At 62.6% G+C, this 23267-nt stretch carries 24 protein-coding genes; 14 read left to right on the top strand and 10 right to left on the bottom strand.

Annotated elements, in window-relative coordinates:
- Positions 1–61: 61 nt before the first annotated feature.
- Together BHD07_RS07775 and BHD07_RS07770 are read right to left on the bottom strand one after the other, a co-directional pair.
- Positions 62–658, bottom strand: coding sequence for an NUDIX domain-containing protein (locus BHD07_RS07775; protein WP_100672134.1), 597 nt, complete (start codon positions 656–658; stop codon positions 62–64).
- Positions 659–825: 167 nt separating this feature from the next.
- The gene (locus BHD07_RS07770; protein ID WP_100672133.1) at positions 826–2958 is read right to left on the bottom strand and encodes a molybdopterin-containing oxidoreductase family protein; all 2133 of its coding nucleotides are present in this window, start codon (positions 2956–2958) and stop codon (positions 826–828) included.
- 68 nt (positions 2959–3026) lie between these two features.
- Here BHD07_RS07770 and BHD07_RS07765 point away from each other — a divergent pair, with 68 nt between their 5' ends.
- The 4 genes from BHD07_RS07765 to BHD07_RS07750 are packed head-to-tail and all read left to right on the top strand — an operon-like array spanning position 3027 to position 5810.
- On the top strand, positions 3027–3896 hold the full coding sequence (locus BHD07_RS07765; RefSeq protein ID WP_100672132.1) for a 23S rRNA (adenine(2030)-N(6))-methyltransferase RlmJ: 870 nt from the start codon (positions 3027–3029) through the stop codon (positions 3894–3896).
- A gap of 51 nt (positions 3897–3947) precedes the next feature.
- Positions 3948–4391, top strand: a complete 444-nt coding sequence (locus BHD07_RS07760; RefSeq protein WP_100672131.1) for a hypothetical protein — start codon at positions 3948–3950, stop codon at positions 4389–4391.
- A gap of 55 nt (positions 4392–4446) precedes the next feature.
- Positions 4447–5205, top strand: a complete 759-nt coding sequence (locus BHD07_RS07755; protein WP_445190475.1) for a ribonuclease T2 family protein — start codon at positions 4447–4449, stop codon at positions 5203–5205.
- A gap of 14 nt (positions 5206–5219) precedes the next feature.
- Positions 5220–5810: a glutathione S-transferase gene (locus BHD07_RS07750; protein ID WP_338278877.1), complete on the top strand. Its 591-nt coding sequence runs from the start codon at positions 5220–5222 to the stop codon at positions 5808–5810.
- 163 nt (positions 5811–5973) lie between these two features.
- Here the strand turns inward: BHD07_RS07750 and BHD07_RS07745 are convergent, their stop codons facing one another.
- Positions 5974–6612 carry an outer membrane protein gene (locus BHD07_RS07745; protein ID WP_018094689.1) on the bottom strand — a complete coding sequence of 213 codons (639 nt, stop codon included), beginning with the start codon at positions 6610–6612 and terminating at the stop codon, positions 5974–5976.
- Positions 6613–6974: 362 nt separating this feature from the next.
- Between BHD07_RS07745 and BHD07_RS07740 the strand changes: the two genes are divergently transcribed.
- The 5 genes from BHD07_RS07740 to BHD07_RS07720 all read left to right on the top strand — a co-directional run bounded on the left by BHD07_RS07740 (position 6975) and on the right by BHD07_RS07720 (position 11326).
- On the top strand, positions 6975–7739 hold the full coding sequence (locus tag BHD07_RS07740) for an SDR family oxidoreductase (RefSeq protein ID WP_338278874.1): 765 nt from the start codon (positions 6975–6977) through the stop codon (positions 7737–7739).
- Positions 7736–9760, top strand: a complete 2025-nt coding sequence (gene uvrC / locus BHD07_RS07735; protein ID WP_100672128.1) for an excinuclease ABC subunit UvrC — start codon at positions 7736–7738, stop codon at positions 9758–9760. Before BHD07_RS07740 ends, uvrC begins: the two co-directional genes overlap by 4 nt.
- Before the next feature lie 234 nt (positions 9761–9994).
- Positions 9995–10582, top strand: a complete 588-nt coding sequence (pgsA, locus tag BHD07_RS07730) for a CDP-diacylglycerol--glycerol-3-phosphate 3-phosphatidyltransferase (protein WP_003531610.1) — start codon at positions 9995–9997, stop codon at positions 10580–10582.
- The gene (gene moaD / locus BHD07_RS07725) at positions 10579–10839 is read left to right on the top strand and encodes a molybdopterin converting factor subunit 1 (RefSeq protein WP_338278872.1); all 261 of its coding nucleotides are present in this window, start codon (positions 10579–10581) and stop codon (positions 10837–10839) included. Before pgsA ends, moaD begins: the two co-directional genes overlap by 4 nt.
- A gap of 4 nt (positions 10840–10843) precedes the next feature.
- Positions 10844–11326, top strand: coding sequence for a molybdenum cofactor biosynthesis protein MoaE (locus tag BHD07_RS07720; protein ID WP_338278870.1), 483 nt, complete (start codon positions 10844–10846; stop codon positions 11324–11326).
- 4 nt (positions 11327–11330) lie between these two features.
- Here the strand turns inward: BHD07_RS07720 and BHD07_RS07715 are convergent, their stop codons facing one another.
- Positions 11331–12227: a branched-chain amino acid ABC transporter permease gene (locus BHD07_RS07715; protein ID WP_338278869.1), complete on the bottom strand. Its 897-nt coding sequence runs from the start codon at positions 12225–12227 to the stop codon at positions 11331–11333.
- A 68-nt stretch (positions 12228–12295) separates the two neighbouring features.
- Between BHD07_RS07715 and BHD07_RS07710 the strand changes: the two genes are divergently transcribed.
- Complete coding sequence (locus BHD07_RS07710) at positions 12296–12856, top strand: CGNR zinc finger domain-containing protein (protein ID WP_275596506.1); 561 nt, start codon at positions 12296–12298, stop codon at positions 12854–12856.
- Positions 12853–13356, top strand: a complete 504-nt coding sequence (locus BHD07_RS07705; RefSeq protein WP_338278866.1) for a hypothetical protein — start codon at positions 12853–12855, stop codon at positions 13354–13356. Before BHD07_RS07710 ends, BHD07_RS07705 begins: the two co-directional genes overlap by 4 nt.
- A gap of 52 nt (positions 13357–13408) precedes the next feature.
- Here BHD07_RS07705 and ndk read toward each other — a convergent pair whose 3' ends face one another.
- Positions 13409–13831 carry a nucleoside-diphosphate kinase gene (ndk, locus tag BHD07_RS07700; RefSeq protein WP_003531616.1) on the bottom strand — a complete coding sequence of 141 codons (423 nt, stop codon included), beginning with the start codon at positions 13829–13831 and terminating at the stop codon, positions 13409–13411.
- Between the two features lie 102 nt (positions 13832–13933).
- Complete coding sequence (locus tag BHD07_RS07695; protein ID WP_338278863.1) at positions 13934–14623, bottom strand: glutathione S-transferase family protein; 690 nt, start codon at positions 14621–14623, stop codon at positions 13934–13936.
- A gap of 151 nt (positions 14624–14774) precedes the next feature.
- Between BHD07_RS07695 and BHD07_RS07690 the strand changes: the two genes are divergently transcribed.
- A complete protein-coding gene (locus BHD07_RS07690; protein WP_338278861.1) occupies positions 14775–15287 on the top strand; it encodes a DinB family protein in 513 nt (170 codons plus the stop codon).
- On the opposite strand, the gene BHD07_RS07685 is transcribed toward BHD07_RS07690, so the two are convergent.
- The gene (locus tag BHD07_RS07685) at positions 15228–17879 is read right to left on the bottom strand and encodes an AMP-binding protein (protein ID WP_338278860.1); all 2652 of its coding nucleotides are present in this window, start codon (positions 17877–17879) and stop codon (positions 15228–15230) included. The genes BHD07_RS07690 and BHD07_RS07685 overlap by 60 nt on opposite strands.
- Positions 17880–18112: 233 nt before the next feature.
- Complete coding sequence (locus BHD07_RS07680) at positions 18113–18394, bottom strand: hypothetical protein (RefSeq protein WP_003531620.1); 282 nt, start codon at positions 18392–18394, stop codon at positions 18113–18115.
- A 310-nt stretch (positions 18395–18704) separates the two neighbouring features.
- Between BHD07_RS07680 and BHD07_RS07675 the strand changes: the two genes are divergently transcribed.
- Complete coding sequence (locus BHD07_RS07675) at positions 18705–20594, top strand: ABC-F family ATP-binding cassette domain-containing protein (protein ID WP_338278857.1); 1890 nt, start codon at positions 18705–18707, stop codon at positions 20592–20594.
- An 88-nt stretch (positions 20595–20682) separates the two neighbouring features.
- Here BHD07_RS07675 and BHD07_RS07670 read toward each other — a convergent pair whose 3' ends face one another.
- Positions 20683–21522, bottom strand: coding sequence for a GNAT family N-acetyltransferase (locus tag BHD07_RS07670; protein ID WP_018094676.1), 840 nt, complete (start codon positions 21520–21522; stop codon positions 20683–20685).
- Positions 21523–21703: 181 nt separating this feature from the next.
- Here BHD07_RS07670 and BHD07_RS07665 point away from each other — a divergent pair, with 181 nt between their 5' ends.
- Positions 21704–22630, top strand: coding sequence for a Gfo/Idh/MocA family protein (locus BHD07_RS07665; RefSeq protein WP_338278854.1), 927 nt, complete (start codon positions 21704–21706; stop codon positions 22628–22630).
- 176 nt (positions 22631–22806) lie between these two features.
- Here BHD07_RS07665 and BHD07_RS07660 read toward each other — a convergent pair whose 3' ends face one another.
- Entirely contained in the window at positions 22807–23256 is a 450-nt protein-coding gene (locus tag BHD07_RS07660) for a DNA polymerase III subunit chi (protein ID WP_100672117.1), read from the bottom strand.
- Positions 23257–23267 lie beyond the last annotated feature (11 nt).

Genomic DNA, 23267 nt, shown 5'->3' with positions numbered 1-23267 from the left:
AGCGCAGCGCGATCAAACAGTGAAATATCGGTAATGTAGAATATTGCAGAGTATCAGGCGATTACTTGGCCAGAGAGGCACGGTTGAGCATAGCCCACTGCAGAAGCATGATGGTTTTCGCGTCGCAGATCTCGCCGGTGCCAATCCCCGCGACGGCTTCGTCGAAGGAAATTTCCAACACCTCGATGTCCTCGCCTTCATGCGCAAGCCCGCCGCCCGCCGCGACCTTCTTCGATATATCGATGAGACCGAGGAAGAAGCTCGTGCGCTCCGTAATGGAGCCGGGGCTCATATAGGCATCGAAGAGATGCATAGCCGTCTCGATGCGGTAGCCGGTTTCCTCCATCGCCTCGCGGCAAATGGCGACTTCCGGGGTTTCGCCGTCGAGGAGGCCCGCCGGCGCTTCGAGGAGATATCCCTTTTCCCCCTGCAGGAAAACCGGCAGGCGCAGCTGGCGGACGAGAACCACCACCTGCCGCTCCGGATCGAAGAGGAGGATCGTTGCGGCGCGACCGTGGTCGTGGACTTCACGCACGAGGCGCGCGGTGCTGCCGTCGGACATTTCCTGCTCGATCGTGATCTGCTCGAGATTGATGAAACCATCCCAGACCGTCTTGCGATCGATGATCCGGAAGCGCGGGTCTGCGTTTTTGATCATAAGAAATCCTTGAAGGCCTGTTGAGATTCGGGCTACCCGCCGCCGCTTGTTCGATCGCCTGTGCTCGTCACAGGGATCCAGCCGGACCAAGTCCTGGGGCTGAAAGAACTCTTCCCGCCCCGCAGATGAGGGGGTCCATAAAATTATCGTGATCTGGAGAGCGGCGGTCAGGTCCGCCGCATCCAGACCCGATTGTCGTGGAATGCAGCGCCGCCATAGGGCGCCACGGCATCGGCACCGGTCAAGACGTTGATCCCCTCCCCGTCCAAGTGGGCGCCATTGGGCCAAAGCCCTTCGGCGATGACGACGCCGCGACGGGCACCCCCTCCGATCTTCGCGTGCAGGCGAATTTCACCACGCCCGTTGCCAAGCCTGACGACGTCGCCCTCGGCGATACCGAGTTCGGCCGCATCCTCCGCATGGATCATGACTTGCGGCCGGCCTTCCTTCTGGATCGAGGACGGGGTTTCGGCAAAGGTGGAATTGAGGAAGGACCGCGCCGGCGACGTCGCCAGCCGGAACGGATGCCGCTCGTCGGCCACCTCGATGAGGTCCACGTGATCTGGGAACTCGGGCAGTTCACCGTGCGGCCCCTGAGCCCCCATCGCCTCCGGTGGCCGGTTCGGCGCGGGCGTACCGGTCCAATCCGCCTTGAAGCGGAACCTGCCGTCCGGATGCGCGAAACCGTTGAGGAAATGCGCCTCCTCGAAAGCCGGCTGGCAATCGAGCCATTTCCGCTCCTTCATCTCGTCGTAGCCGATGCCGTAATTGGCGAGCAATCGATCGATATGCTGACGTTCCGTCAGGCCGAAGCCGGGACAGGCTGTCACGCCGAGACGCTTTGCCAGCTCTTCGATGACGAAAAGATTGGTTCGCACGGTCGGGGGCGGCTCGACGACTTTCGGCCCGAGCAGAACATGCTGGTGGCCGCCACCGCGATAAAGGTCGTCGTGCTCGAGGAACATGGTGGCCGGCAGGACGATGTCCGCGAGTTGCGCGGTGTCCGTCATGAATTGCTCGTGCACGGCGACGAAGACGTCGTCGCGCAGAAAGCCGCGCTTCACCAGCCGCTGCTCCGGCGCGACATTGACCGGATTGGTGTTCTGGATGAGCAATGCCGTCACAGGACCGCGATGGCGAAGCGCCTCGGCGTCTCCGGTCAGCACGCGGCCGATCTGCGACTGGTCGAGCATGCGCACATCCGGATCGTGAAGGGCGCTGCCGACGAGCTCGCGCTTGTCCAGCCGGAAAATGTCGTTGTTCGAATGGAAGGCACCGCCGCCCTCGTGCTTCCAGGAGCCGAGCACCGTGGCAACGGAGGCTGCGGCATGGATCGCGACGGAACCGTTGCGCTGGCGGGTGAAGCCGTAGCCGAGACGGAAATAGGTCCGCGGCGTCGTCCCGACGAGTCTCGCGAAAGCTTCGATCTCCTCCACCGAAAGCCCGGTGATCGCGGAAGCCCATTCCGGTCCGCGCGTCTTCAGATGCGCTTCGAGCCCCGCGGGATCGTCGGCGAATTCAGCCATATAGGCGCGGTCCGCATGACCGTCGCGGAAGGCGACGTGCATGACGGCGCAGGCGAGCGCCGCGTCGGTGCCCGGCTTCAGGACCAGTCCCATATCGGCCTGCTTGATCGTCGGATTGTCGTAGACGTCGATGACGACGATCTTGGCGCCGCGCTCCTTTCGCGCCTTGACCGCGTGGGTCATGACGTTGACCTGCGTCGCAACCGCATTGGTGCCCCAGATCACGACGCAATCGGACTTGGCCATCTCTCTTGGGTCCGGTCCGCGCAGGGTACCGGTCGCCATGGTGTAGCCGGTCCAGGCCATGTTGGTGCAGATGGACCCGAAGAAGCCGGAATAGCGCTTGGCGTGGCGCAGCCGCTCGATGGAGTCGCGCTGCACCTGCCCCATCGTGCCGGCATAGAAATAGGGCCAAACCGCCTCCGAGCCGTGTCTCTGCTCGGCTTTGACGAACTGGTTGGCGATCTCGTCCAGGGCCGTCTCCCAGGAAATCTCCTGCCAACGCCCCTCGCCCTTCGCACCGAGCCGGCGTTGCGGCACCATCAGCCGGCCAGGATGATAGATGCGCTCTGCATAGCGGGCGACCTTGGCGCAGATCACCCCCGCCGTATAGGTGTTTTCCGCCGCGCCGCGTACGCGGCCGATCCGGCCCTCGGCGGTGAGGTCGACCTCCAGAGCGCAAGCCGAGGGACAGTCGTGCGGACAGACCGAATGGCCGATGGTTTTTTCTTGTCTGATAGGGGTCGCAACGTTCATGGCTTTTCTATATGGCATGGCCAGGGACGCTCAAAGCCCCATTCGCCATTCATCGAAACAATTGATCGCGGCCATCGGCAACGCTTATGAACTACCGGCACATCTACCATGCGGGCAACTTCGCCGATGTCCTGAAGCACGCGGTGCTGGCACGGCTCGTCACCTACCTGAAGCAGAAGGACAAGGCCTTCCGCGTGCTGGACACCCATGCGGGGATCGGCGTTTACGACCTTTCGAGCGAGGAAGCGCAGAAGACCGGCGAATGGCGCGAGGGCATCGGAAGGCTGATCGAGGCCGAGCTTCCCGCCCCGGTCGCCGCCATTCTCGAACCGTATCTTTCCGCCGTTCGCGACCTCAATCCCGAGGGCGGCCTCATGCATTATCCGGGATCGCCGAAGCTCGCTCGCATGTTGTTTCGCCCGCAGGACCGGCTGTCGGCCATGGAACTTCATCCGGAGGATCACGAGGCGCTGCACCGGCTCTTCGAAGGTGATTTCCAGAGCCGCATCACCCGGCTCGACGGCTGGCTGGCGCTGGGCGCACATCTGCCGCCGAAGGAAAAGCGCGCGCTCGTTCTCGTCGATCCTCCCTTCGAAGCCGAAGGCGAATATGAGCGGCTGGTGGAGGGGCTGGCCAAGGCATACCGCCGCTTCACCGGCGGCATCTACTGTCTCTGGTATCCGCTGAAGAAGGGCGCGCCGATCAGGGATTTTCACGAGTCGCTCAAGGCTTTGGAAATCCCGAAAATGCTTTGCGCCGAACTGTCGGTGCGCAGCGATCGCGTTACCACGGGACTCGCGGGTTCCGGCCTCGTCATCGTCAACCCGCCCTTCACGCTGAAAGGTGAACTCGACATTCTCCTACCCTATCTGAAGACACAATTCGCCCAGGATCGTTTCGCTTCGGGGCGTTGCTTCTGGCTGCGCGGCGAGGCGCCGCTCGATCGAGGGCCTTGACGGATAAGGTTCTGTGGCTTCAATCTCTTACGACGACTCAGGGAGGTAGCCATGACTTGCAAGCTTGCCGCAATGCTTCTCACCTCGCTTTCCCTCGTTGCCGGCGTGACCAGCAGCGCGGTCGCCGCAGACTTTGCGGAAGTTCCCGTCGCCCGGCACACCTACGACGTCGGCGTTTGCGGCAACCCCTCCGTCCTGGGCTTCATCACCCGGCGCTTCGACTACAAGGCGGCGAACTATCTGCGCGCCAACATCGCCATCGCCGAGATCCGCGAAATGGGTCAGAGCCGCTTCGAACCGCGCGATTACACCCATCTGGTGGAACGCGAATATTGCTACGCGACCGCGGTGACCACGGACGGCGTTCGGCGCCCGATGTGGTATCTGATCGAACGGCCATGGGGCTTTGCCGGCGTCGGGTCCAATATCGAGTTCTGCGTCGGGGGTCTCGACCCATGGTATGTCTACGGCGCCAACTGCGCTTCGCTTCGGTGATCGCAGCACCTAACGCATGTCGCCCAAAAGTGCGCAGCGGTTTTGGGACAACGACATGCATCGGTACGAAAAGCTGAAGCGCATCTCACGAACTCGATCGAATGCGACGCGTTTCAGGCTGCTGCCGACAATCGTCGTCCTTGGCACGCTTGTCGGCTGTAGCGGTGAAGAAGGCAGCCAGACTGCCCCGAACGCCTCGGATGATTTGGCGAAACGTGCGTCAATGGCGCCTGTGCCCGTCGGCACGGGTTTCGACTTCTATGTGCTTTCCCTCTCCTGGTCGCCGACCTGGTGCGACGCCAACGACCCGAAAGGCAAGTCCGACCAGTGCGAAACCGGCCGCGGGCATGGCCTGATCGTACACGGGCTCTGGCCGCAGAACGAAGGCAGCTATCCGGAATATTGCCGGACGCGGCACTCGGATCGCGTGCCCGAATCACTCGGACGGCAATATTTCGATCTCATCCCCTCGATGGGCCTTATCGGCCACCAGTGGCGCAAGCACGGCACCTGTTCCGGCCTCAGCCAGAGGGATTATTTCGCGGTCACGCGGGCCGCGCATGAGGGGCTCGCCATTCCTTCGGAATTGACGGCTGCGGACGGCGCGCAGAACCTCTCCGTCCAGGCGATCGAAGCGGCCTTCGAGAAGAAAAATTCCGGGATGACGAGCGACTCGATCGCTGTTACCTGCGAAGGAAGGTTACTCGAAGAAATCAGGATCTGCTTCGACAAGGAACTGAAATTCAGGGCTTGCCCTCAAGTCGACCGACAGGCCTGCAGACGAGACACCGTCTCGTTGCCTCCAGCACCATGATGGAAAGACATCGCATGAAGATACTCTACTCGCCCGCCTCCCCCTATTCGAACAAGGTCCGCATGGCGGCTCATCATGCCGGAATCGCGGCGGAAAGCGTTCTCACGGAAACCAATGCCAATCCGCCGCAGCTGATCGACAACAATCCGCTCGGAAAGATTCCGACGCTGATCACTGACGACGGCCTGGCAATCTACGACAGCCGCGCGATCATGCATTTCATCGATCGCGAAACCGTGGGCAAGCTCTATCCGAAGAATCACGAGAAGCGTACCCGGATCGAGATCTTCGAGGCACTTTGCGACGGCATTTGCGACAGCCTGCTCGCGATCGTCTACGAGAAACGCTTCCATCCGCCTGAAAAGGTGCACCAGCCCTGGATCGACCGGCAATGGGAAAAGGTGGAGCGGGGCCTCGACTACCTCGAAGCAAACCTGCCCAAGACCGGAGGGAAGCTCAATGCCGGTCATTTCGCACTCGCTGCCACGCTGCGCTACATCGAACTGCGCTTCGCCGGCGAATGGCAGAAGGGCCGGCCCAAGCTCAAGAACTGGCCTGCCAAATTCGAGAAGCACTTCCCGTATTATTCGAAGTTCAAGGCTTGAGCATCGCGAAGCTTGCTCTTGCTTGCATCGCCCCTCATCCGGCCTGCCGGCCACCTTCTCCCGCAACGGGGTGAAGGAGACTCGTGGCGCGCGCCGCAGGATGCGGCTCAAAACAAAAAAAGGCCGGGGTTAGCCCGGCCTTTTTTCGATCGCGTTGGACGGATCAGAACTTGACGCCCATACCGAGTTTGACGCTGTGCTCGTCGTAGCCGGACGAGATCGTCGAACCGCCGGCGCGGAAGTCCTTGGAGCCGTAATCCGTGTAGCGGTATTCGGCACGCGCGGTGATGTTGTCGGTGACGAAGGTTTCGGCGCCGACACCTGCGGTCCAGCCGACAAGAGTCTTGTCGTCGGAGCCTGCCGGAGTCGAAAGCTTGGCATTGCCGAGTGCGACACCGGCCGTGCCGTATACGAGAACCGGGTTCAGGTCGACACCAACGCGACCGCGGACCGAGCCGTTGACACCCTGCTTGACGCGGCGGCCGCTGGAACGGGCATCGTTGCCGGTGTAGTTTACGTCGGCCTCACCGCCATAAACCATCTGGCCGTCCTGAACGTTGTAGCCGCCATAGAGACCGCCACCGAAACCGACCGACTTATTGTTGCCGGTCGCATCGGCCTCGCCATGGTGCCAGTCGATGGTGCCGCCGACATAGGCGCCGGACCAGTTGCGCACCGCCGGTTCGGTATATTCGGCAGCCGGAGCAGCCGGAACTTCGTCGACCACGTCAGCGGCGTGGGCGGCCTGGAAAGCAACGAGGGCCATGGCCGAGGCCATGAGGGTGGTGGTGAGCGTACGCATACTATTCTCCTTTCGAACCGGCGTTCCGTTTTAGGTGTTTCCCGGCGGAACACCGGACATCTGTAATTAACCCGCCCGGTTGACCCGAAATTGATCAGGAAATGAGGAATCTCAAGAGCCAAAATGTGAAATTTTAGTGGCGGCAACGCGACTGAAAAGCGATGTTGCAGCGCAGACACAGGAGTTTTATTAACCATGATTCAAGATTAACGAAAGATATACTATAGCAATACAAACTAATGCAAATTACGGCTTCCGCGTTAATTTTTCAGAAATGAATCCTCCGGCGAGAGTTTCGGCGAGCGTTTCCAGTCTATATCTTCTGCCACTCGGCATCAGGATTCGAAGAACGGGACGAAACGTTGAAAAGGACACTCAAGGCGGCGCTCGTTACCGGCGGCGCCCGACGCATCGGCAGGGCAATAGTCGAGGATCTGGCGGCGCACGGTTTCGCGCTCGCTATTCACGCGAACGGATCGTTCGCAGAAGCGGAGGCGCTCGCCGAGAAGCTGGGAAAGACCGGCGCGAGGGCGGTCGCACTCAGAGCCGATCTTACCGAAGTCGGCGCCGCCTCCAGGCTCATCGCGGAGGCAACGGCCCTGCTCGGTCCGCTGGATCTCCTCGTCAACAATGCCTCGGTGTTCAACAAGGACAGCCTCGCCGAGTTCGACGAAGCGGTATGGGAGCGGCACTTCGCGCTGCATGTCAAAGCCCCCTCCCTGCTCGCCCGCGATTTTGCCCTGCAGCGGCCGGCCGACGTCTCCGGTCTCATCGTCAATGTGATCGATCAGCGCGTCTGGTCTCCAAATCCGCGCTTTTATTCCTATATGTTGTCGAAGTCGGCGCTGTGGACGGCAACTCAGACGATGGCCCAGGCGCTCGCCCCCGACATTCGCGTCAACGGCATCGGACCCGGGCCGACGCTGCCGAACGAGCGACAGGATCCGCGTGATTTCGAGGCCCAGGTCGAGGCGCTGATCCTCAGGCGCGGTCCGGCGCTCGATGAATTCGGACGTGCGATCCGCTTCCTTTTCGACACGCCGTCGGTTACCGGACAGATGATTGCACTCGACGGCGGCCAGCACCTTGCCTGGGAGACGCCGGATATTCGGGAGATAGTGGAATGAACGGGCAGACGCCCACCGATGGCGGCATCCTTTACGACGCCACGGAGACGGACGACGAAGACGATCTGGTCGAAGTGACCGAGCCCGAACGGCCGGCGCCGGCAATAGGATGGGCGGAGAGCCTGCCGGAAGCGGCGGGCCTCAAGGGAGCCGAACTCATCCAGGCCTTCGTCAAGCGCCTGCCGAACGGGCCCGGCGTCTACCGGATGCTCAACGAGGCCGGCGACGTGCTCTATGTCGGCAAGGCCCGCAGCCTGAAGAAGCGGGTGAGCAACTATGCGCAGGGGCGCGGCCACTCGAACCGCATCGCGCGCATGGTTCGCGAGACCGCACATATGGAATTCGTGACGACGCGGACGGAGATCGAGGCGCTGCTGCTCGAAGCGAACCTCATTAAGCGCCTGCGCCCCCGCTTCAACGTGCTTCTGCGCGACGACAAGTCCTTCCCCTATATCGTCGTCACCGGCGATACGCGTGCGCCGGCGCTCTACAAGCATCGCGGCGCGCGCAGCCGCAAAGGCGACTATTTCGGCCCCTTCGCCTCGGCCGGAGCAGTCGGACGCACGATCAATTCGCTGCAACGCGCCTTTCTTCTCAGAACCTGCACGGACAGTGTCTTCGAAACACGCACGCGCCCCTGTCTGCTCTACCAGATCAAGCGTTGTTCCGCGCCGTGCACGAACGAGATCAGCGATGCGGACTACGCGGAACTGGTCAGCGAAGCCAAGGACTTTCTCTCCGGCAAGAGCCAGGCGGTGAAGGCGACCATTGCCTCCGCCATGGCCGAGGCTTCGGAAAACCTCGATTTCGAGCGTGCCGCGCTTTACCGCGACCGGCTGGCCGCGCTGAGCCACGTCCAGAGCCACCAGGGCATCAATCCGGCCGGCGTCGAGGAAGCGGACGTCTTCGCCATTCATCACGAAGGCGGCATCTCCTGCATCCAGGTGTTCTTCTTCCGGACGGGGCAGAACTGGGGCAATCGCGCCTATTTTCCGAAAGCCGACCCTTCGATCCCGCCGGCCGAGGTGCTCAGCGCGTTTCTTGCACAGTTCTATGACGACAAGCCCTGTCCGCGGCAGGTCCTGCTCTGCGCCCCCGTGGAGGAACAGGAACTGCTTGCACAGGCGCTCAGCGAGAAATCCGGCTACAAGGTCTCGATCCTCGTGCCGCAGCGCGGAGAGAAGAAGGATCTCGTCGAGCATGCGCTCGCAAACGCCCGCGAGGCGCATGGCCGCAAGCTCGCGGAAACCGCTTCGCAGGGGCGCCTGCTCGAAGGCTTTGCCGCAACCTTCCAACTCCCTTACGTGCCGCGCCGCATCGAGATCTACGACAACTCGCACATCATGGGCACCAACGCGGTGGGCGGCATGGTGGTCGCCGGCCCGGAGGGCTTCGTCAAAGGCCAGTACCGAAAGTTCAACATCAAATCGACCGACATCACGCCGGGCGACGATTTCGGCATGATGCGCGAGGTCATGACGCGGCGCTTCTCCCGCCTCCTGAAAGAGGAGGGCAAGCCGGATCGGTCCGCAGAGCCGGGTGAGGATGCCGGTTTCCCCGCGTGGCCCGACGTCATCCTGATCGATGGCGGCCAAGGGCAGATGACGGCGGTTCGTGCGATTCTCAAGGAACTCGGCATAGAGGATAGCGTGACGGCGATCGGCGTCGCCAAGGGCGTCGACCGCGACGCCGGCCGCGAGCGTTTCTTCGCCGAAGGCCGGGAAAGCTTTACGCTGCCGCCGCGCGACCCGGTCCTCTATTTCATCCAGCGCCTGCGCGACGAAGCGCACCGCTTCGCGATCGGCTCGCATCGGGCTCGCCGGAAAAAGGAAATGGTCAAGAATCCGCTCGACGAGATCGCCGGAATCGGCCCGACACGCAAACGCGCGCTCCTCACCCATTTCGGAACCGCCAAGGCAGTCTCCCGCGCCGGCATCAACGACCTGATGTCGGTAAACGGCATTTCCGAAACGGTCGCCCGTATCGTCTACGAGCATTTCCACGAAGACGCCGCCAAATGACGGCGCGGCGCGGTTCAGCCTGCATTCAGGCGAAATCCGCCAATTATGACAGGCGTCACGCAATGATCTGTTGACCTTATGGTCGCAAAGTCATTCTGTACAGCTGAACCCGGAGGGGATGAGGAAAGGCATTCGGCGTTTCCGCCCGCATCCCGCTTCGACCACTAGAATCGATCGCGCCGAGACCCCAGATGGCGGGAAATGAGGACTGTCGTGTCCAGAGAAACCGAATCCATGCCAACGCCCATAGCCTATAGCATCCCGAATCTGCTGACCTATTTCCGCATCCTGATCGTGCCGCTGATCGTCTTCTGCTTCTTCATCGAGGGCCGGCTTCACAGCTCGGACTTCGCGCGCTGGACCGCGCTTATTCTCTTTGTCGCGGCTTCGATCACAGACTTTTTCGACGGCTATCTCGCCCGCATATGGAAGCAGACCTCCAATATCGGCCGCATGCTCGACCCGATCGCGGACAAGCTGCTGGTCGCCTCGATCCTGCTGCTCGTGGCCGCCGACGGGACGATCGCCGGCTGGTCGATCTGGGCTGCCATCATCATCCTCTGCCGCGAGATACTGGTTTCCGGTCTGCGCGAATATCTTGCAGCTCTCAAGGTCAGCGTTCCGGTGACGCGGGTTGCCAAATGGAAGACGACGATCCAGATGGTGGCGATCGCGTTCCTGCTCGCCGGTCCGGCCGGTGACAAGATCGTGCCCTATGTGACGGAAGCCGGTATCCTGCTTCTGTGGATCGCCGCGGCCATCACACTCTATACCGGCTACGACTATTTCCGCGCCGGCCTGAAACATGTGGTCAACGAATGAGCACGGTAAACCTCGTCTATTTCTCCTGGGTTCGCGAACGCATCGGCAGGCCGGAAGAAACACTGGACCTGCCGGAGGATGTCGTCACGATCGCCGATCTGCTTGGCCATCTGAAGACCCGTGGCGAGGAGTATGCCGCGGTGTTCGAGCACGAGAACGTCATCCGCGCGGCGATCAACCAGGAACATGTGGAGCACGGCGAGCCGATCGCCGGCGCCCGCGAGATCGCCCTCTTCCCGCCGATGACGGGCGGCTGAGACCATGGCTGCCGCGGTCACCGTGCGCGTCCAGCGCGACGACTTCGACATCGCCGCCGAAGTCTCGGCGCTTTGCCGTGGGCGGACTGACATCGGTGCGGTGGTCACGTTTTCGGGGCTGTGCCGGGACGAGGCCGGAGCCCTCGGCGCCCTCGAGCTCGAGCACTATCCCGGCATGGCGGAGGCGGAGATCGAACGGATATGCGAGGAAGCGGTCGAGCGCTTCGGCCTGCAGGCCGCAACCGCCATCCATCGCTTCGGCCGCATGGAGCCGGGAACGAACATCGTCCTGGTGGTAACCGCCTCGCCGCACCGGCAGGCGGCATTCGATGGCGCGAATTTCATCATGGATTTCCTGAAGACCTCGGCCCCCTTCTGGAAGAAGGAACATCACACCGACGGCAGCGCAGGCGATTGGATCAGCGCGAAGGATGCGGACGACGCGGCACGCGATCGCTGGACGCGTCGCGGATCTCACACCGCCTAGCGGTTCATGGAATGATCTTTTCCCGGCGCGTGATCGCGAGCACGATCACCAGAAAGCCGAATATGGCGAAGTCCCGCCAGAGGATGGGTCCATAGGCACTCCACAAGGTCTCCATGAGGCCGATGCCGGCTGCGCCCAGTGCCGCGAATAGCGGCGAAGCCTGCCCGCCGATGGCCGCGATGAACAGAACCTTGACCCCGAAGGTCAGGCCGGTGCCGAAATCCATGTTGCCGTAATAGGAAGCAGCGAGAATCCCGCAGAACGAAGCGATCAGCGACGCCACGCCGTAGGCGGCGACATAGACCACGCCGGGATCGATACCGCAAAGCGCGGCGGCCTTGCGATCCTCGGAAACGGCACGCCAGTAGCGGCCGGCATAGGAACGGGTCAACAGCCAATGGCCGCCGCCGACAAGGGCCACCATGAGCGCGGTATTGACGAGTTGTACGACCGTCAGCGCGACCGGAAAGGCAGGATTGGGCCAGAACACCACCACGTCGTTCAGGAAGGGCGGCAGCCAGAGGCTTCTGGTGTCGGAGGCGAGCCGGGCTGTTTCCATCAGCACCAGCAGGCTTCCGAGCGAGGCGACGACCACCGCGTTGGCGGAGGAAAAAGCCAGGGGCCGCATGACGTAGCGGCCGGCAACAAGGCCGGCGCCGAGCCCGAATGCGAGCGCCGCTGCCGCCCCCAGCGCGAGCGCAGCCGGCAGTACCAGCCACAGCCGGCTCCAGCCGACATCGGCGAAGAGCACGAAGATTTGCCCTGCAAAGGCGAAGAGTGCGCCATAGGTCAGATCCGCCCGGCGTGTGACGGCAAAGGCGATGGCGTATCCGAAGGCGAGCGCCGCATAAAGCGCGGCCACGGGCACGGCATTGGCGATCTGCTGCAGGAAATAGGCCATGGCACATCCGCGTGATGACAAGCGTACTATAACTGGTAAAATAGCTTTTACCAGTTAGGACTTTTCGCATGAGCTTCACCTGGACCGCACATCGATTCTCCGGCGGCGCACTCGCACTGGACGTCGCCAATTCCGTGGTCCTGCGCTTCGACGCGGAGCGCCGGATCGATCGCTTCGACGATCCGGCGGCGATCGACAGCTTCGCCGAGGCCGCAAATCTCTACGGCGCCGAACGGAGCCGTTTCGGCACGCTCGTCCCGGCTAAATCAGAGCGCCGAAATGCGTTCATCGGGTTGCGCGAGGCGACCGACCGCCACTTCCGCGCGCTGGTGCGGACTGAGGATCGGCCGGACCTCCTGGCCGATCTGCTCGAGGCGATCGCCACCGTCCTGCGTCAACCCGCGGACACGGGCAAAGGCACGCCGCTCGATGTGGCCACGGCGCATTCGGCACTTGGTCTCATTGCCGGACCGGAGAGGGAACGCCTCAAAATCTGTCCCAACTGCGCGTGGCTGTTTCTCGACCGCAGCCGCAACCGAAGCCGGACGTGGTGCGACATGGCGGTTTGCGGCAACCGCACGAAGGCCAGGCGTCATTATCGCCGCAGCAGGGAGGAACCGAAGCCATGAAGAAAGCCATGATATCCGCTCTGCTCGCCGCAGCGGTCGCTGCCGGCTGTCAACGCGAAAGCGGCAGGGATCCGCTCGAACTGACCGGCAAGATGTTCGTGTTCAACTATCGGCTGGCCTATGCGACCTATATGGTCACCCTCAACAAGACGGAGCCGGTTCCGGATGGGAGCACTGTCGTCGCAACCTTCGAAAACCCTGCCGGCGGCAATCCGCTGACCCTTGAACGGCGGCTTTTCCCGAAGCTGAACAAGGTGGTGCTGGAAAGTCCGGACATCGCCTGCGTGAAGAAGCAGAGACCCTATGCCGTGACCATCGAGGTCAAAGGGCCGGACGGGACATCGCTTCAGAGATTGGAGACCACTGTCATTTCGGACATCGATCAGGACGTGATGCCGGCGAAGCCCCTTGTCGAAGGTCCGGCCTACGACAAGAACCCGGAGGTCTTCAAGGACGGCAAGGCGCCGGCGCGCTTCGAGACCGCCACTTGCCCGACGTAAAAAGCCGGAGCGTCGCCGCCCCGGCTCGAAAATTACGTCCCTGCTTTAAAGATCAGCCGACGATCTCGGTGCCGGAGAACCAGTAGGCGATTTCCTCGGCAGCCGTTTCCGGGGCATCGGAACCGTGAACCGAATTTTCGCCGATCGAAAGAGCGTGGACCTTGCGGATCGTGCCCTCGGCGGCGTTAGCCGGGTTGGTAGCGCCCATGACTTCACGGTTCTTGGCAATGGCGTTTTCGCCTTCGAGAACCTGAACCACGGTCGGGCCGGAGGACATGAATTCGACGAGTTCGCCGAAGAACGGGCGCTCCTTGTGGACGGCATAGAAGCCTTCGGCTTCGCGACGGCTCATCCAGACGCGCTTCGAAGCGACGACGCGAAGGCCGGCATCCTCCAGCATCTTGGTGATGGCGCCGGTCAGGTTGCGCTTCGTCGCATCCGGCTTGATCATCGAAAAGGTACGTTCAATCGCCATTGGCTCAATTTCCCTTGCTCTTGAGAAGTGGCGGTTCATTAGCCGCCAATTCCGCGCAAAACAAGGGGGCGCGGCGATGATTCGCCCCCTCGCGCTGCAGTTTCACGCCGCTGTCACGCTGCGGCCCAAGCCGTCGTGAAGGTCGAGGCAGCGCTCGAACCAGTCGGTGACGACGTCGCCTGCGGCAAGCAGGCGGCGTGGCGAAGCGATACGCGCCCATTGCAGCGCGCCGAAGACGATATAATCGGCAAAGAGCGGCCCGTCGCCGCCGAGGAACGGCTGAAACTTCAGCATGTGGCGGAGCGGTTCGAGCTTCGCCGAGAAGGTTTCGAGGTCTCCGCGCCCGGCCTCGGCAACCGCCTCCAGCGGCCTTCCGAAGCGCTCCTCGCGGCTCGCCCGGAAATATGCCCGGTCGATCGGGTCGAGGCTGTCATGGATGTCCATGATCGCGATACGTCCGATCGCCGGATGCAAAACCGTTTGCGACCAGCCCTCGACAAAGCGAGCCATGGCCTTTCCGCCTTCGCCGGAAAACAGCGGGGGACGATCGGGATAGGCCTCTTCGAGATAGAGAGCGATATCGAAGCTGTCGCTGACGAGTTTCTCCCCGTCGCGCAGCAGGGGAACGATCTTCGTCGCCCCCTGCTCCAGCCTCGGAATCTCGGTGAAGCCGACGGGCGCGATGTCGAAGGCTAGGCCCTTGTGCGCGAGCGATAGCTTCGTCTTCCACACATGCGGCGAAAAGGGGCGGCTCCTGTCGGTTCCGGAGAGTGCATAGAGTTTGCGTGTCATTCAGGCTCCTGTATTTCGCTACCGAGGCACATAAGGGGAGCACCGCTTGCGGATCAAATCACTTAATTTCATCAGTAGCATTCGACACCCTGATACGGATTCGCGAAGGTTGCCGACCACACGAGGAGCCGACCACACGAGGAGATTGCCGATGCTCGACCATTACCGGATGTTTGCCGACTACAATCGCTGGGCGAACCGGCGTGTCTACGCTGCCGTCTCGGAACTACCGGATTCGGAATACCGCGAGGACAAGGGAGCCTTCTTCGGCTCGCTGCACGGGACGCTGAACCATATCCTCGCGGCGGACCGGATCTGGATGAAGCGGTTTACGAAAGAGGGCGAGGCGCCGTCGCGGCTTGACGCCATTCTGCACGAAGATTTCACCGGACTGACGGCGGCGCGGGCGGCCGAGGACGACCGCATCATTGCCTGGGTCGACAGCCTCGACGAGGCGCGCCTTGCAGGGCACTTCACCTACTCTCCGCTCACCAATCCGGTCGAGGTCACGGAACGGCTCGCACGGACGCTCGCTCACTTCTTCAACCATCAGACCCATCATCGCGGCCAGGCGCATGCGATCTTGACCGCGCTTAGGCAGCCCTCACTGACGCTGGACCTGGTTTTCTTCCTGCGGACCGAGGGCAAGAAGTGGGCCGAGTGACGCGAGGCCGGAGCCGCCCTCCGCGGCAAGCGAGATGCGCCTGTCTCGGGCACCGGCGAGCCACGCGATAAGTCGCCCCTGCCCCAGCCAGGCGGCAATGCCGAGCGCGATGCCCCCCAGGACAGAGCAGAAGGCAAACGCCAACGGCGAGAGCAAAGGCCGGATCGGCAGCAACAGCAACTCCGGCACGAAACGGTGCAGGATGTAGATATGAAAGCCCGCTGCGGAAAGCGGCAGGACCAGCCGCGTACCCCATTGCGGCATGCGAATGCGCGGCAGGAAGAGCAGCGCCGCCAGGACGGCGATCTGCAGCAGATATTTGACCTTCGTCCCGATCCAGACGCCCTCGTAGAGCCCGAGGAACAGGAAAACGCCTGTTCCTGCCAGCATTACCATCGAGCGTTCTTTCCACGTTTCGGCCATTGCCGCACACCAGCCGAGCACAGCCATGTAGAAGATCCATGGAAGGGTGAATATCTGGCGGTTGCCGATATCGACGAGAAGCGGAAACGCCATCCGCGCAGCGAAACCCGCGGCGAACAGCGCCATGCCCACGGCAAGAGGTCTCCTGGCCGCGGCGTGCCGGACGACCGGAACGGCAAACAGAGCGCCAAACACCAGCAGCATCTGACAATAGGCTTCGATGAACCAGTAAAGATAGGGCACCATGCCGTGGCGCCCGGGGTCGGCAAAGCCGAAATTCCCGACGAGAAAGACCGACGCCCAGGGTACCTGGCCCCAGGCGAGCGTGTAGCCCGCCACGATCAGATAATAGGGGACGAGAATCTGGACGAGCGGCCGCAGCAGCTTGTCTATCGCGCCGGAGAGCAGTGCGCCGCTCTGGAAGCGCGCTAGACCGAAGCCGGCGAGAATGACCATGGCAGCCGATCCTCCCGGAATCGGCCAAAGCGTCTCGTGGTGGACCACGACCAGCAGGATCGCCAGCGCCCGGATCAGGAGATCCGCGTCGATCCGGCGGCTCTTGCGCTCGCGGCTGCCGAGGGCGGCGAGTTCGCCGATCGAGAGCTTTTCCCAGGCCTCCGGCAGTTCTCCGAGCCTCCTCTCGAGGCCGATCGAAAGCTGGACGAAACGGAGTGAATCGCCACCAAGCGACAGAAAACTGTCCTCCCGTCGAAGCTTCTTCGGATAGAAGAGCTGGGCAAAAAGCGCCTCGACGTCCCCCTCTTCCGAACTGCCGCACGTCGCCGCGGCCGGCCGCTTGCGAAGGGCCGGGTAATCGATCTTGCCGGATGTCAATCTCGGCAACTTGTCCAGGCGGGAAGCCCCTAAATGCATCAAGGTCAAGCCGCTCGCCTCGACGAGCAGGCGGCGAACTTCATCCGGATCGCGGTTTCCCACATAGTAGGCATGGATTTCGGTGTCGCTGCCGACCACGGCCGCGGCGACGCCGTGCCGCTCCAGGGCCGCCTCCAGACTGTCGTGACCTATTCGGAGGCCCGCAATCTTCGATATCCGCTTTGTTCGTCCGACGATCCGGAAGAGCCCGTCCGCATCTCTTACGGCCAGATCGCCGGTCCGCAATTCCGACAACTCGGCCCCCCGCGCGAGATCGGCGCGTGACGACGCGTAGCCCATCATCACGTTCGGCCCGCGATAGACAAGCTCGCCGGGCTGATCGGCGCTGGAGATTATCCTTCCACCGTCGTCCTTTATCGTCAGGCTGCCGCCCGAGATGGCGATGCCGATCCGGTCTTCCCTGCCCCGGAGGCGGTCCGGCGGCATATAGGCCATGCGAGCGGTTGCCTCTGTCTGGCCGTACATCACGAAAAGGCACGCGTTGCGCGCGGAGAGATGCTCATTGTAGCGGCGAACGAGTTCCGGCGCCAAACGTCCGCCGGCCACAGTCATGAAGCGCAGCGCCGGAAAGTCCCGCTCCCGGAATCCCGCCATTTCCAGGAGGTCGTAGGAATAGGGGACTCCGGCAAAATTGGAGCTGCCGCTCTGCGCAAGTTCATCGAGGAAGCCCTCGTCGAGGATGGAACAGCCCGGCATATAGACGCTCGCGCCCACGGCGAGGTGGGCGTTAAGGACGGAAAGCCCGTAGGAATAGTGGAGCGGCAGGATGAGGCAGCCTCGGTCCGCTTCCGTCAATCCGAGATATTCCGCGATTGATCGCGCATTGGACTGGATATTCATGTGCGACAGCCGCACCCATTTTCCCTGCCCGGTGCTGCCGGACGTCGAGAGCAGGACGGCAAGTTCGGGATGCGGTGTGATCGCATCTCCCGCCAGCCGCTCCATGCGCCAGCGACCGCCGAAGCGGCGGTAGCAATATTCCGGCTTGAAGACGTCGCGATCCTTGACCATGGAAGCGGTGCCGCACAGGGCGACCGCGTGGCCCGCCTCGAGTGCTGCGAGATAAGCAACGATAGCGTGTTCGGAAAGATCGGCCTCGATTGTGACCAGGCCGCGATCGCCGCGCCACCGAGAAGCGAGCCGGTCGATGCGCTCGGCAAGTTCGCGGTAACTCACGATCCGCCCGCCGCGCAAAAGCAGCGCCGGCCGATCGCCCCGCGCAGCCAGACTTGCAACACCGAACGGAGACACCGAAACTTCGCCTGAGCCGCCCAAGACCACCTCCATTTTAGCAAGGCGGCATATTATTGCTGACTCCCATCGTCAAGTATAAAGGGCGAAGCGGAGAGAGGACGTTGTGCGAAACGGTTTTGCGCGCGGAGTGCGCCGTTTGAAAAGGCCACCCCGGAGCACGAAAGACCCGGTTCGGGGGAACCGGGCCTTTCGTTCGGGCGAAGCCAGAGGCGCGTGGGAGGCCGCGCCCGCTCCGTGACTCGTCGGCTGTGACCTTAGCGGCTGAGGCCCTGGTAATATTCGCCTTCACCGCCGGAAACGACCTTCGGCTGCGGAGCATAGCCGACGGAACCGGTGGACGTACGGTCGAGGGAGCCGTCGGCACGGCGAACGGCCGTCTGGTCACCGGCTCGCGCTGCGCGTTCGGTGTAGAGCGGCTTGTCGCTGACACCCTGATAATAGCTGCCGCCGGCAAAGGCTGCGGATGCACCGCCGAGAACGGCTGTGGCAACAAGGGTGGCGGCGAGGGCAGTATGGATTGCGTTCCTCATGATCATCACTCCTGATCGGTCGTTCGCTTGAACGAAGGTTTCGTCGCGACCGCCTTGATCGGCACCATTCCGGACGCGGTGGCCTCGCCGATGGCGCCCGGTCCGATCAAAGGGTCAGAAGAGCATTCTCGTGCTCTCCGTCCGAAGATGTGGGGCCTCATGATGAGGATGGGAAGTATTGATTATCGGAACACGTTGTCCATGAATCCATAACAATCCTTACTTGAAAATGCCTTCGGCATCCTTATCCGAGCGATCGCGAGTGCAGTGGCGCGAGCCTCTTGCCTTCCCGAAAAAGTCCGGGCAAAAGGCCCGGATGATCCAGATATCCGGCCTCTCCGCCCGCATTGCGGGCCGTCTGCTTATCGACAACGCTTCCGTGACGCTTCCGGCGGGCACGAAGGCCGGGCTCGTCGGGCGCAACGGCGCCGGCAAGTCCACACTGTTTCGGGTCATCACCGGCGAGCTTGCGGCGGAAGCCGGCGGTGTTTTCTTGCCGAAGAACGCGCGGATCGGGCAGGTCGCACAGGAAGCGCCGGGGACGGAAGAGCCTCTGATCGAAATCGTGCTCAACGCCGACAGGGAACGCACCGCGCTCATCGCGGAGTCGGAGACGGCGATCGACCCGCACAGGATCGCCGAGATCCAGACGCGGCTCGCCGACATCGGCGCCCACTCGGCGGAAGCGCGCGCGGCAAGCATTCTCGCCGGCCTCGGCTTCGACCACGAGGCGCAGAAACGCCCCGCCTCCTCCTTTTCCGGTGGCTGGCGCATGCGCGTGGCGCTTGCCGCGGTCCTTTTTTCCGAGCCCGATCTGCTGCTCCTCGACGAGCCGACCAACTATCTCGACCTCGAAGGAACGCTGTGGCTCGAGGACTATATTCGCCGTTATCCGCACACCGTGATCATCATCAGCCACGATCGCGACCTCCTGAACACCGCGGTGAACGCGATCGTTCACCTCGATCAGAAGAAGCTCACCTTCTACCGCGGCTCCTACGATCAGTTCGAGCGGCAGAAGGCGGAAGCGGACGAACTGCAGATGAAGGCGAAAGCCAAGAACGAGGCGGCCCGCAAGCATCTGCAGAGCTTCATCGATCGCTTCAAGGCCAAGGCTTCCAAGGCCCGTCAGGCCCAGAGCCGCATCAAGGCATTGGAGCGGATGGGCACCGTTGCAGCCGTGATCGAAGACCATGTCCAGGGCTTCACCTTTCCGGACCCGGAGAAGCAGGTGGCCTCGCCCATCGTCGCCATCCAGGGCGGCGCGGTCGGCTACGAACCGGGCAAGCCTATCCTGAAGAGGCTCAATCTGCGCATCGATGCGGACGACCGGATCGCGCTTCTCGGGTCCAACGGCAACGGCAAGTCCACCTTTGCGAAGTTCATCGCCGGGCGCCTCCCCGCGCAAAGCGGCGAGGTGCGGATCGCCCCGGGGCTGAAGGTGGGCTTCTTCGCCCAGCACCAGCTCGACGACCTCGTGCCGACGCAGAGTGCCGTGGAGCACGTCCGCCGCCGCATGCCGGAAGCACCGGAAGCGAAGGTGCGCTCCCGCGTGGCGCAGATGGGACTTGCAACCGAGAAGATGGACACCGCGGCCAAGGATCTCTCCGGTGGCGAAAAGGCGCGGCTTCTTATGGGTCTTGCCGCCTTCGAGGCGCCAAGTCTGCTTATCCTTGACGAGCCCACCAACCATCTCGACATCGACAGCCGCAATGCACTGATCGCCGCCCTCAACGACTTCTCCGGCGCGGTCATCCTCATTTCGCATGATCGCCACCTGATCGAAGCGACGGCCGACCGGCTGTGGCTGGTGCGCGAAGGAACCGTCACGAACTACGACGGCGACCTCGAGGACTATCGCGGGCTGATCGTCGGCGGGCCGAAGCCCAGGGACGACAAGCCCAGGGTGAACGGATCGGATGAGGCGCTCTCCAAGGCAGACCAGCGAAAGGCCAATGCGGACAGGCGAGCCTCACTGGCACCGCTCAGGAAAAAGATCAATGAGATCGAGTCCTTGACGGCCAAACTGGAGAAAGTGATTCAGGCCCTTGATGCCGAGCTTGCAGATCCCGCGCTTTACGAGAAGGCCCCGGCAAAAGCGGCTCAGCGCGCCAAGGAGCGCGCCGATGCCGTCGAGAAACTTGCTGCTGCGGAAGAGCAATGGCTGGAGCTGTCGGCGGAATACGAGGAAGCGATGGCGGGATAATCAGCCCGGCTGCTCTCGATCACGATGTCTTTAGGTCGGGTCGACCTAAAGACATCGGCGGAAATGGCACAGTTTTCCTCATCCCGCTCTAGCCGAGCTCGAAGGTCGTGATCCCGTAAATCCGTGCAAGCGGCAGATCCGGTGCCGGTCCGCGATACATACGGGCGGTCTCGAAAACCGGCTTCATGTTGTAGCGCGTGCAAAGTGCTCGGGCGGACGCATTCGGCTCGGGAACGTCCAAATAGATCCGTTCCCCGCCGGTGCCGGTTGCGAGCTTGCGAAACAGGAGATCCGCACCGGTCTCGCTGTCGGCGAGCAGCGGACCGATCTTGTAGCCTTCGCGGCACTTGCGGATCGTTCCGTACCCCGTGATGGCGCCGTCTCGCAGCAGGACCACGCTTCTGCGCGTCTGCAACTGCTTGGTCCATTCGCGCAGAAACGCCTCGCGCCGCGTTGGATTGAACCTCATGTCATAATCGATCAGCGTCGCCGAATGCACCGGCGCCACGTCGACAAGCTCGGTGCCGGGCGGCTCGGTCACGTTCACCACGCCGCCGTAGCGTATGTTCGCGTGCGCCCAGCCGAAACCCGATTTCCGATAGTTTCCCTGCTGGCCCACGACCCCGTCGAGGCCGATGGTCCGCCCCTCGGCCCTTGCAATCGCCCACTTCCAGAGATCGAGGCCGATGCCCCTGCCCCGATACGCCTCGTCGGCGATGAAAAAGCCGAGAAACGCGTAACCGCTGCCATAGCGCACGAGCGAAATGGCAGCGGCAAGCCGCTCTTCCTCGACCGCGACCCAGTAGCCTTCTGGATCGGCGGCCCAGAAAGCATTGCCGTCGTCAGTACCGGGATTCCATCCCTCCCTGGCGGCCCAGTCGATGATCGTGTCGAGCTCGGCCCGTGTCGCAAGACGAATATGTGGCATCTGAAATCCTGACTTCGGAGACCCCCTCGAGAGGCAAGAAGACGGACAAGATAGATTTGGGTTCCATCTTGTCCACCCAAGCGGCTAGGCTAATTTTTGCAACTGGATGCCGGCTTGTCGGCATTTCCCAATCTGCTAAAAGGGTGCGGAATAAATCATACTAATCAGGGCGGAAAACACCATGTCCCCAATCAACATTGCCATCGTTGGCGTCGGCAAGATCGTGCGCGATCAACATCTGCCGGCGCTTGCGAAGAACGCGGACTACCGCCTGATCGCAGCCGCGAGCCGCCATGGAACGGTGGACGGCATCGACAATTTCAAGTCGATCGAGGCCATGCTCGAGGCCATGCCGGGGGTCGAGGCGGTTTCGCTCTGCATGCCGCCGCAATACCGCTACGAGGCGGCGCGTACCGCACTTGCCGCCGGCAAGCATGTCTTCCTCGAAAAGCCGCCGGGCGCGACTTTGAGCGAGGTCGCGGACCTGGAGGCGCTGGCGGACGAAAAAGGCGTTTCGCTTTTCGCGAGCTGGCACTCGCGCTATGCGCCGGCAGTGGAGGCGGCAAAGACGTTTCTGGCGTCGACCGCGATACGTAACGTCCGGATCATCTGGAAGGAAGATGTTCGCCACTGGCATCCGAATCAGGAGTGGATCTGGGCAGCCGGCGGTCTGGGCGTCTTCGACCCCGGCATCAATGCGCTCTCGATCATGACCCACATCCTGCCCCGGCCGGTCTTCATCACCTCCGCGACGCTCGAATTTCCCGAAAACCGCGACGCGCCGATCGCCGCCACGATCGCCTTCAGCGATGCCGAAAAGCTCGATGTCGCTGCCGAGTTCGATTGGCGCCAGACAGGCAAGCAGAGCTGGGACATCGTCGCTGAAACCGATGCGGGCGAAATGGTCCTCTCCGAGGGCGGCGCCAAACTCGCGATCGACGGCAAGATCGTCCACGAGGAGCCCGAGCAGGAGTACCCCATGCTCTATCGGCGTTTCGCCGAGATCATCAAAGCCGGCAGATCGGATGTCGACCTGGCGCCGCTCCGGCACGTGGCCGACGCCTTCATGCTCGGCCGCCGCAAATTCGTCGAGGCATTCCACGACTAAGTGTCGCGTGTGCGGAAATGGTGCTGTCGCCCTCGCCGCCGCTGATGCCCCTCTCCCCGGTTAAACCCGAGGGGACGAGTACGACGCTGCCGCGAGTCTCTTTCGCACCGCCTGCGGGGAGAAGGTGGAAGGCAGGCCGGATGCGGGGCAACCGGTTCCGGCCTGATTCGCGTCGATCACGCCTTCTTTTCCCATCTTCCGTCACGGTTCTGCTGCCAGTAGGTGAGATTGTGCCCCTCGCCCTTTAGCCGCTTCCACTGATCGCGCGCCGCCTCGAGCTGCTGCTGGTCGTAGCCGTCGAACATGAAAACAACCCGCTCATATTCCGAAACCGGCGGCGGCTCGGCGCCGTCGACGACAAAGCGCACAGTCGCGGCATTCCGGTTGCCTTCATCGGCGACGACGAGAATCGGTTGCTCCGCCGCGAAATCGCCGGCGTCCGTCCCGTGCGGCAGGAAGCTGTCGTCCCGATAGACCCATAGATGCGTATCCAGCGCATCACGCCTTTCGGCGTCGATCGTCTGCACGACCACCCGCCAGCCGCGCTCGATGCTCTTGTCGAGCAGCGGCGGCAGGGCGTCTTCGAGCTTCGATTCCGTCAGGTGGTAAAAAAGGATCTCGGTCATTCCGATCTCGG

Origin of the sequence: Sinorhizobium sp. KGO-5 (assembly GCF_036245905.1) — a bacterium.
GTDB lineage: Bacteria > Pseudomonadota > Alphaproteobacteria > Rhizobiales > Rhizobiaceae > Sinorhizobium > Sinorhizobium meliloti_A.
Note: the sequence above shows the minus strand (reverse complement) of the source record. Positions and strands in the feature narration are given on the sequence as shown.

Coding starts and splice junctions, on each gene's coding strand:
- BHD07_RS07775 (WP_100672134.1), bottom strand. CDS start 658: ATGATCAAAAACGCAGACCCGCGCTTCCGGATCATCGATCGCAAGACG.
- BHD07_RS07770 (WP_100672133.1), bottom strand. CDS start 2,958: ATGCCATATAGAAAAGCCATGAACGTTGCGACCCCTATCAGACAAGAA.
- BHD07_RS07765 (WP_100672132.1), top strand. CDS start 3,027: ATGAACTACCGGCACATCTACCATGCGGGCAACTTCGCCGATGTCCTG.
- BHD07_RS07760 (WP_100672131.1), top strand. CDS start 3,948: ATGACTTGCAAGCTTGCCGCAATGCTTCTCACCTCGCTTTCCCTCGTT.
- BHD07_RS07755 (WP_445190475.1), top strand. CDS start 4,447: ATGCATCGGTACGAAAAGCTGAAGCGCATCTCACGAACTCGATCGAAT.
- BHD07_RS07750 (WP_338278877.1), top strand. CDS start 5,220: ATGAAGATACTCTACTCGCCCGCCTCCCCCTATTCGAACAAGGTCCGC.
- BHD07_RS07745 (WP_018094689.1), bottom strand. CDS start 6,612: ATGCGTACGCTCACCACCACCCTCATGGCCTCGGCCATGGCCCTCGTT.
- uvrC (WP_100672128.1), top strand. CDS start 7,736: ATGAACGGGCAGACGCCCACCGATGGCGGCATCCTTTACGACGCCACG.
- pgsA (WP_003531610.1), top strand. CDS start 9,995: ATGCCAACGCCCATAGCCTATAGCATCCCGAATCTGCTGACCTATTTC.
- moaD (WP_338278872.1), top strand. CDS start 10,579: ATGAGCACGGTAAACCTCGTCTATTTCTCCTGGGTTCGCGAACGCATC.
- BHD07_RS07720 (WP_338278870.1), top strand. CDS start 10,844: ATGGCTGCCGCGGTCACCGTGCGCGTCCAGCGCGACGACTTCGACATC.
- BHD07_RS07715 (WP_338278869.1), bottom strand. CDS start 12,227: ATGGCCTATTTCCTGCAGCAGATCGCCAATGCCGTGCCCGTGGCCGCG.
- BHD07_RS07710 (WP_275596506.1), top strand. CDS start 12,296: ATGAGCTTCACCTGGACCGCACATCGATTCTCCGGCGGCGCACTCGCA.
- BHD07_RS07705 (WP_338278866.1), top strand. CDS start 12,853: ATGAAGAAAGCCATGATATCCGCTCTGCTCGCCGCAGCGGTCGCTGCC.
- ndk (WP_003531616.1), bottom strand. CDS start 13,831: ATGGCGATTGAACGTACCTTTTCGATGATCAAGCCGGATGCGACGAAG.
- BHD07_RS07695 (WP_338278863.1), bottom strand. CDS start 14,623: ATGACACGCAAACTCTATGCACTCTCCGGAACCGACAGGAGCCGCCCC.
- BHD07_RS07690 (WP_338278861.1), top strand. CDS start 14,775: ATGCTCGACCATTACCGGATGTTTGCCGACTACAATCGCTGGGCGAAC.
- BHD07_RS07680 (WP_003531620.1), bottom strand. CDS start 18,394: ATGATCATGAGGAACGCAATCCATACTGCCCTCGCCGCCACCCTTGTT.
- BHD07_RS07675 (WP_338278857.1), top strand. CDS start 18,705: ATGATCCAGATATCCGGCCTCTCCGCCCGCATTGCGGGCCGTCTGCTT.
- BHD07_RS07670 (WP_018094676.1), bottom strand. CDS start 21,522: ATGCCACATATTCGTCTTGCGACACGGGCCGAGCTCGACACGATCATC.
- BHD07_RS07665 (WP_338278854.1), top strand. CDS start 21,704: ATGTCCCCAATCAACATTGCCATCGTTGGCGTCGGCAAGATCGTGCGC.
- BHD07_RS07660 (WP_100672117.1), bottom strand. CDS start 23,256: ATGACCGAGATCCTTTTTTACCACCTGACGGAATCGAAGCTCGAAGAC.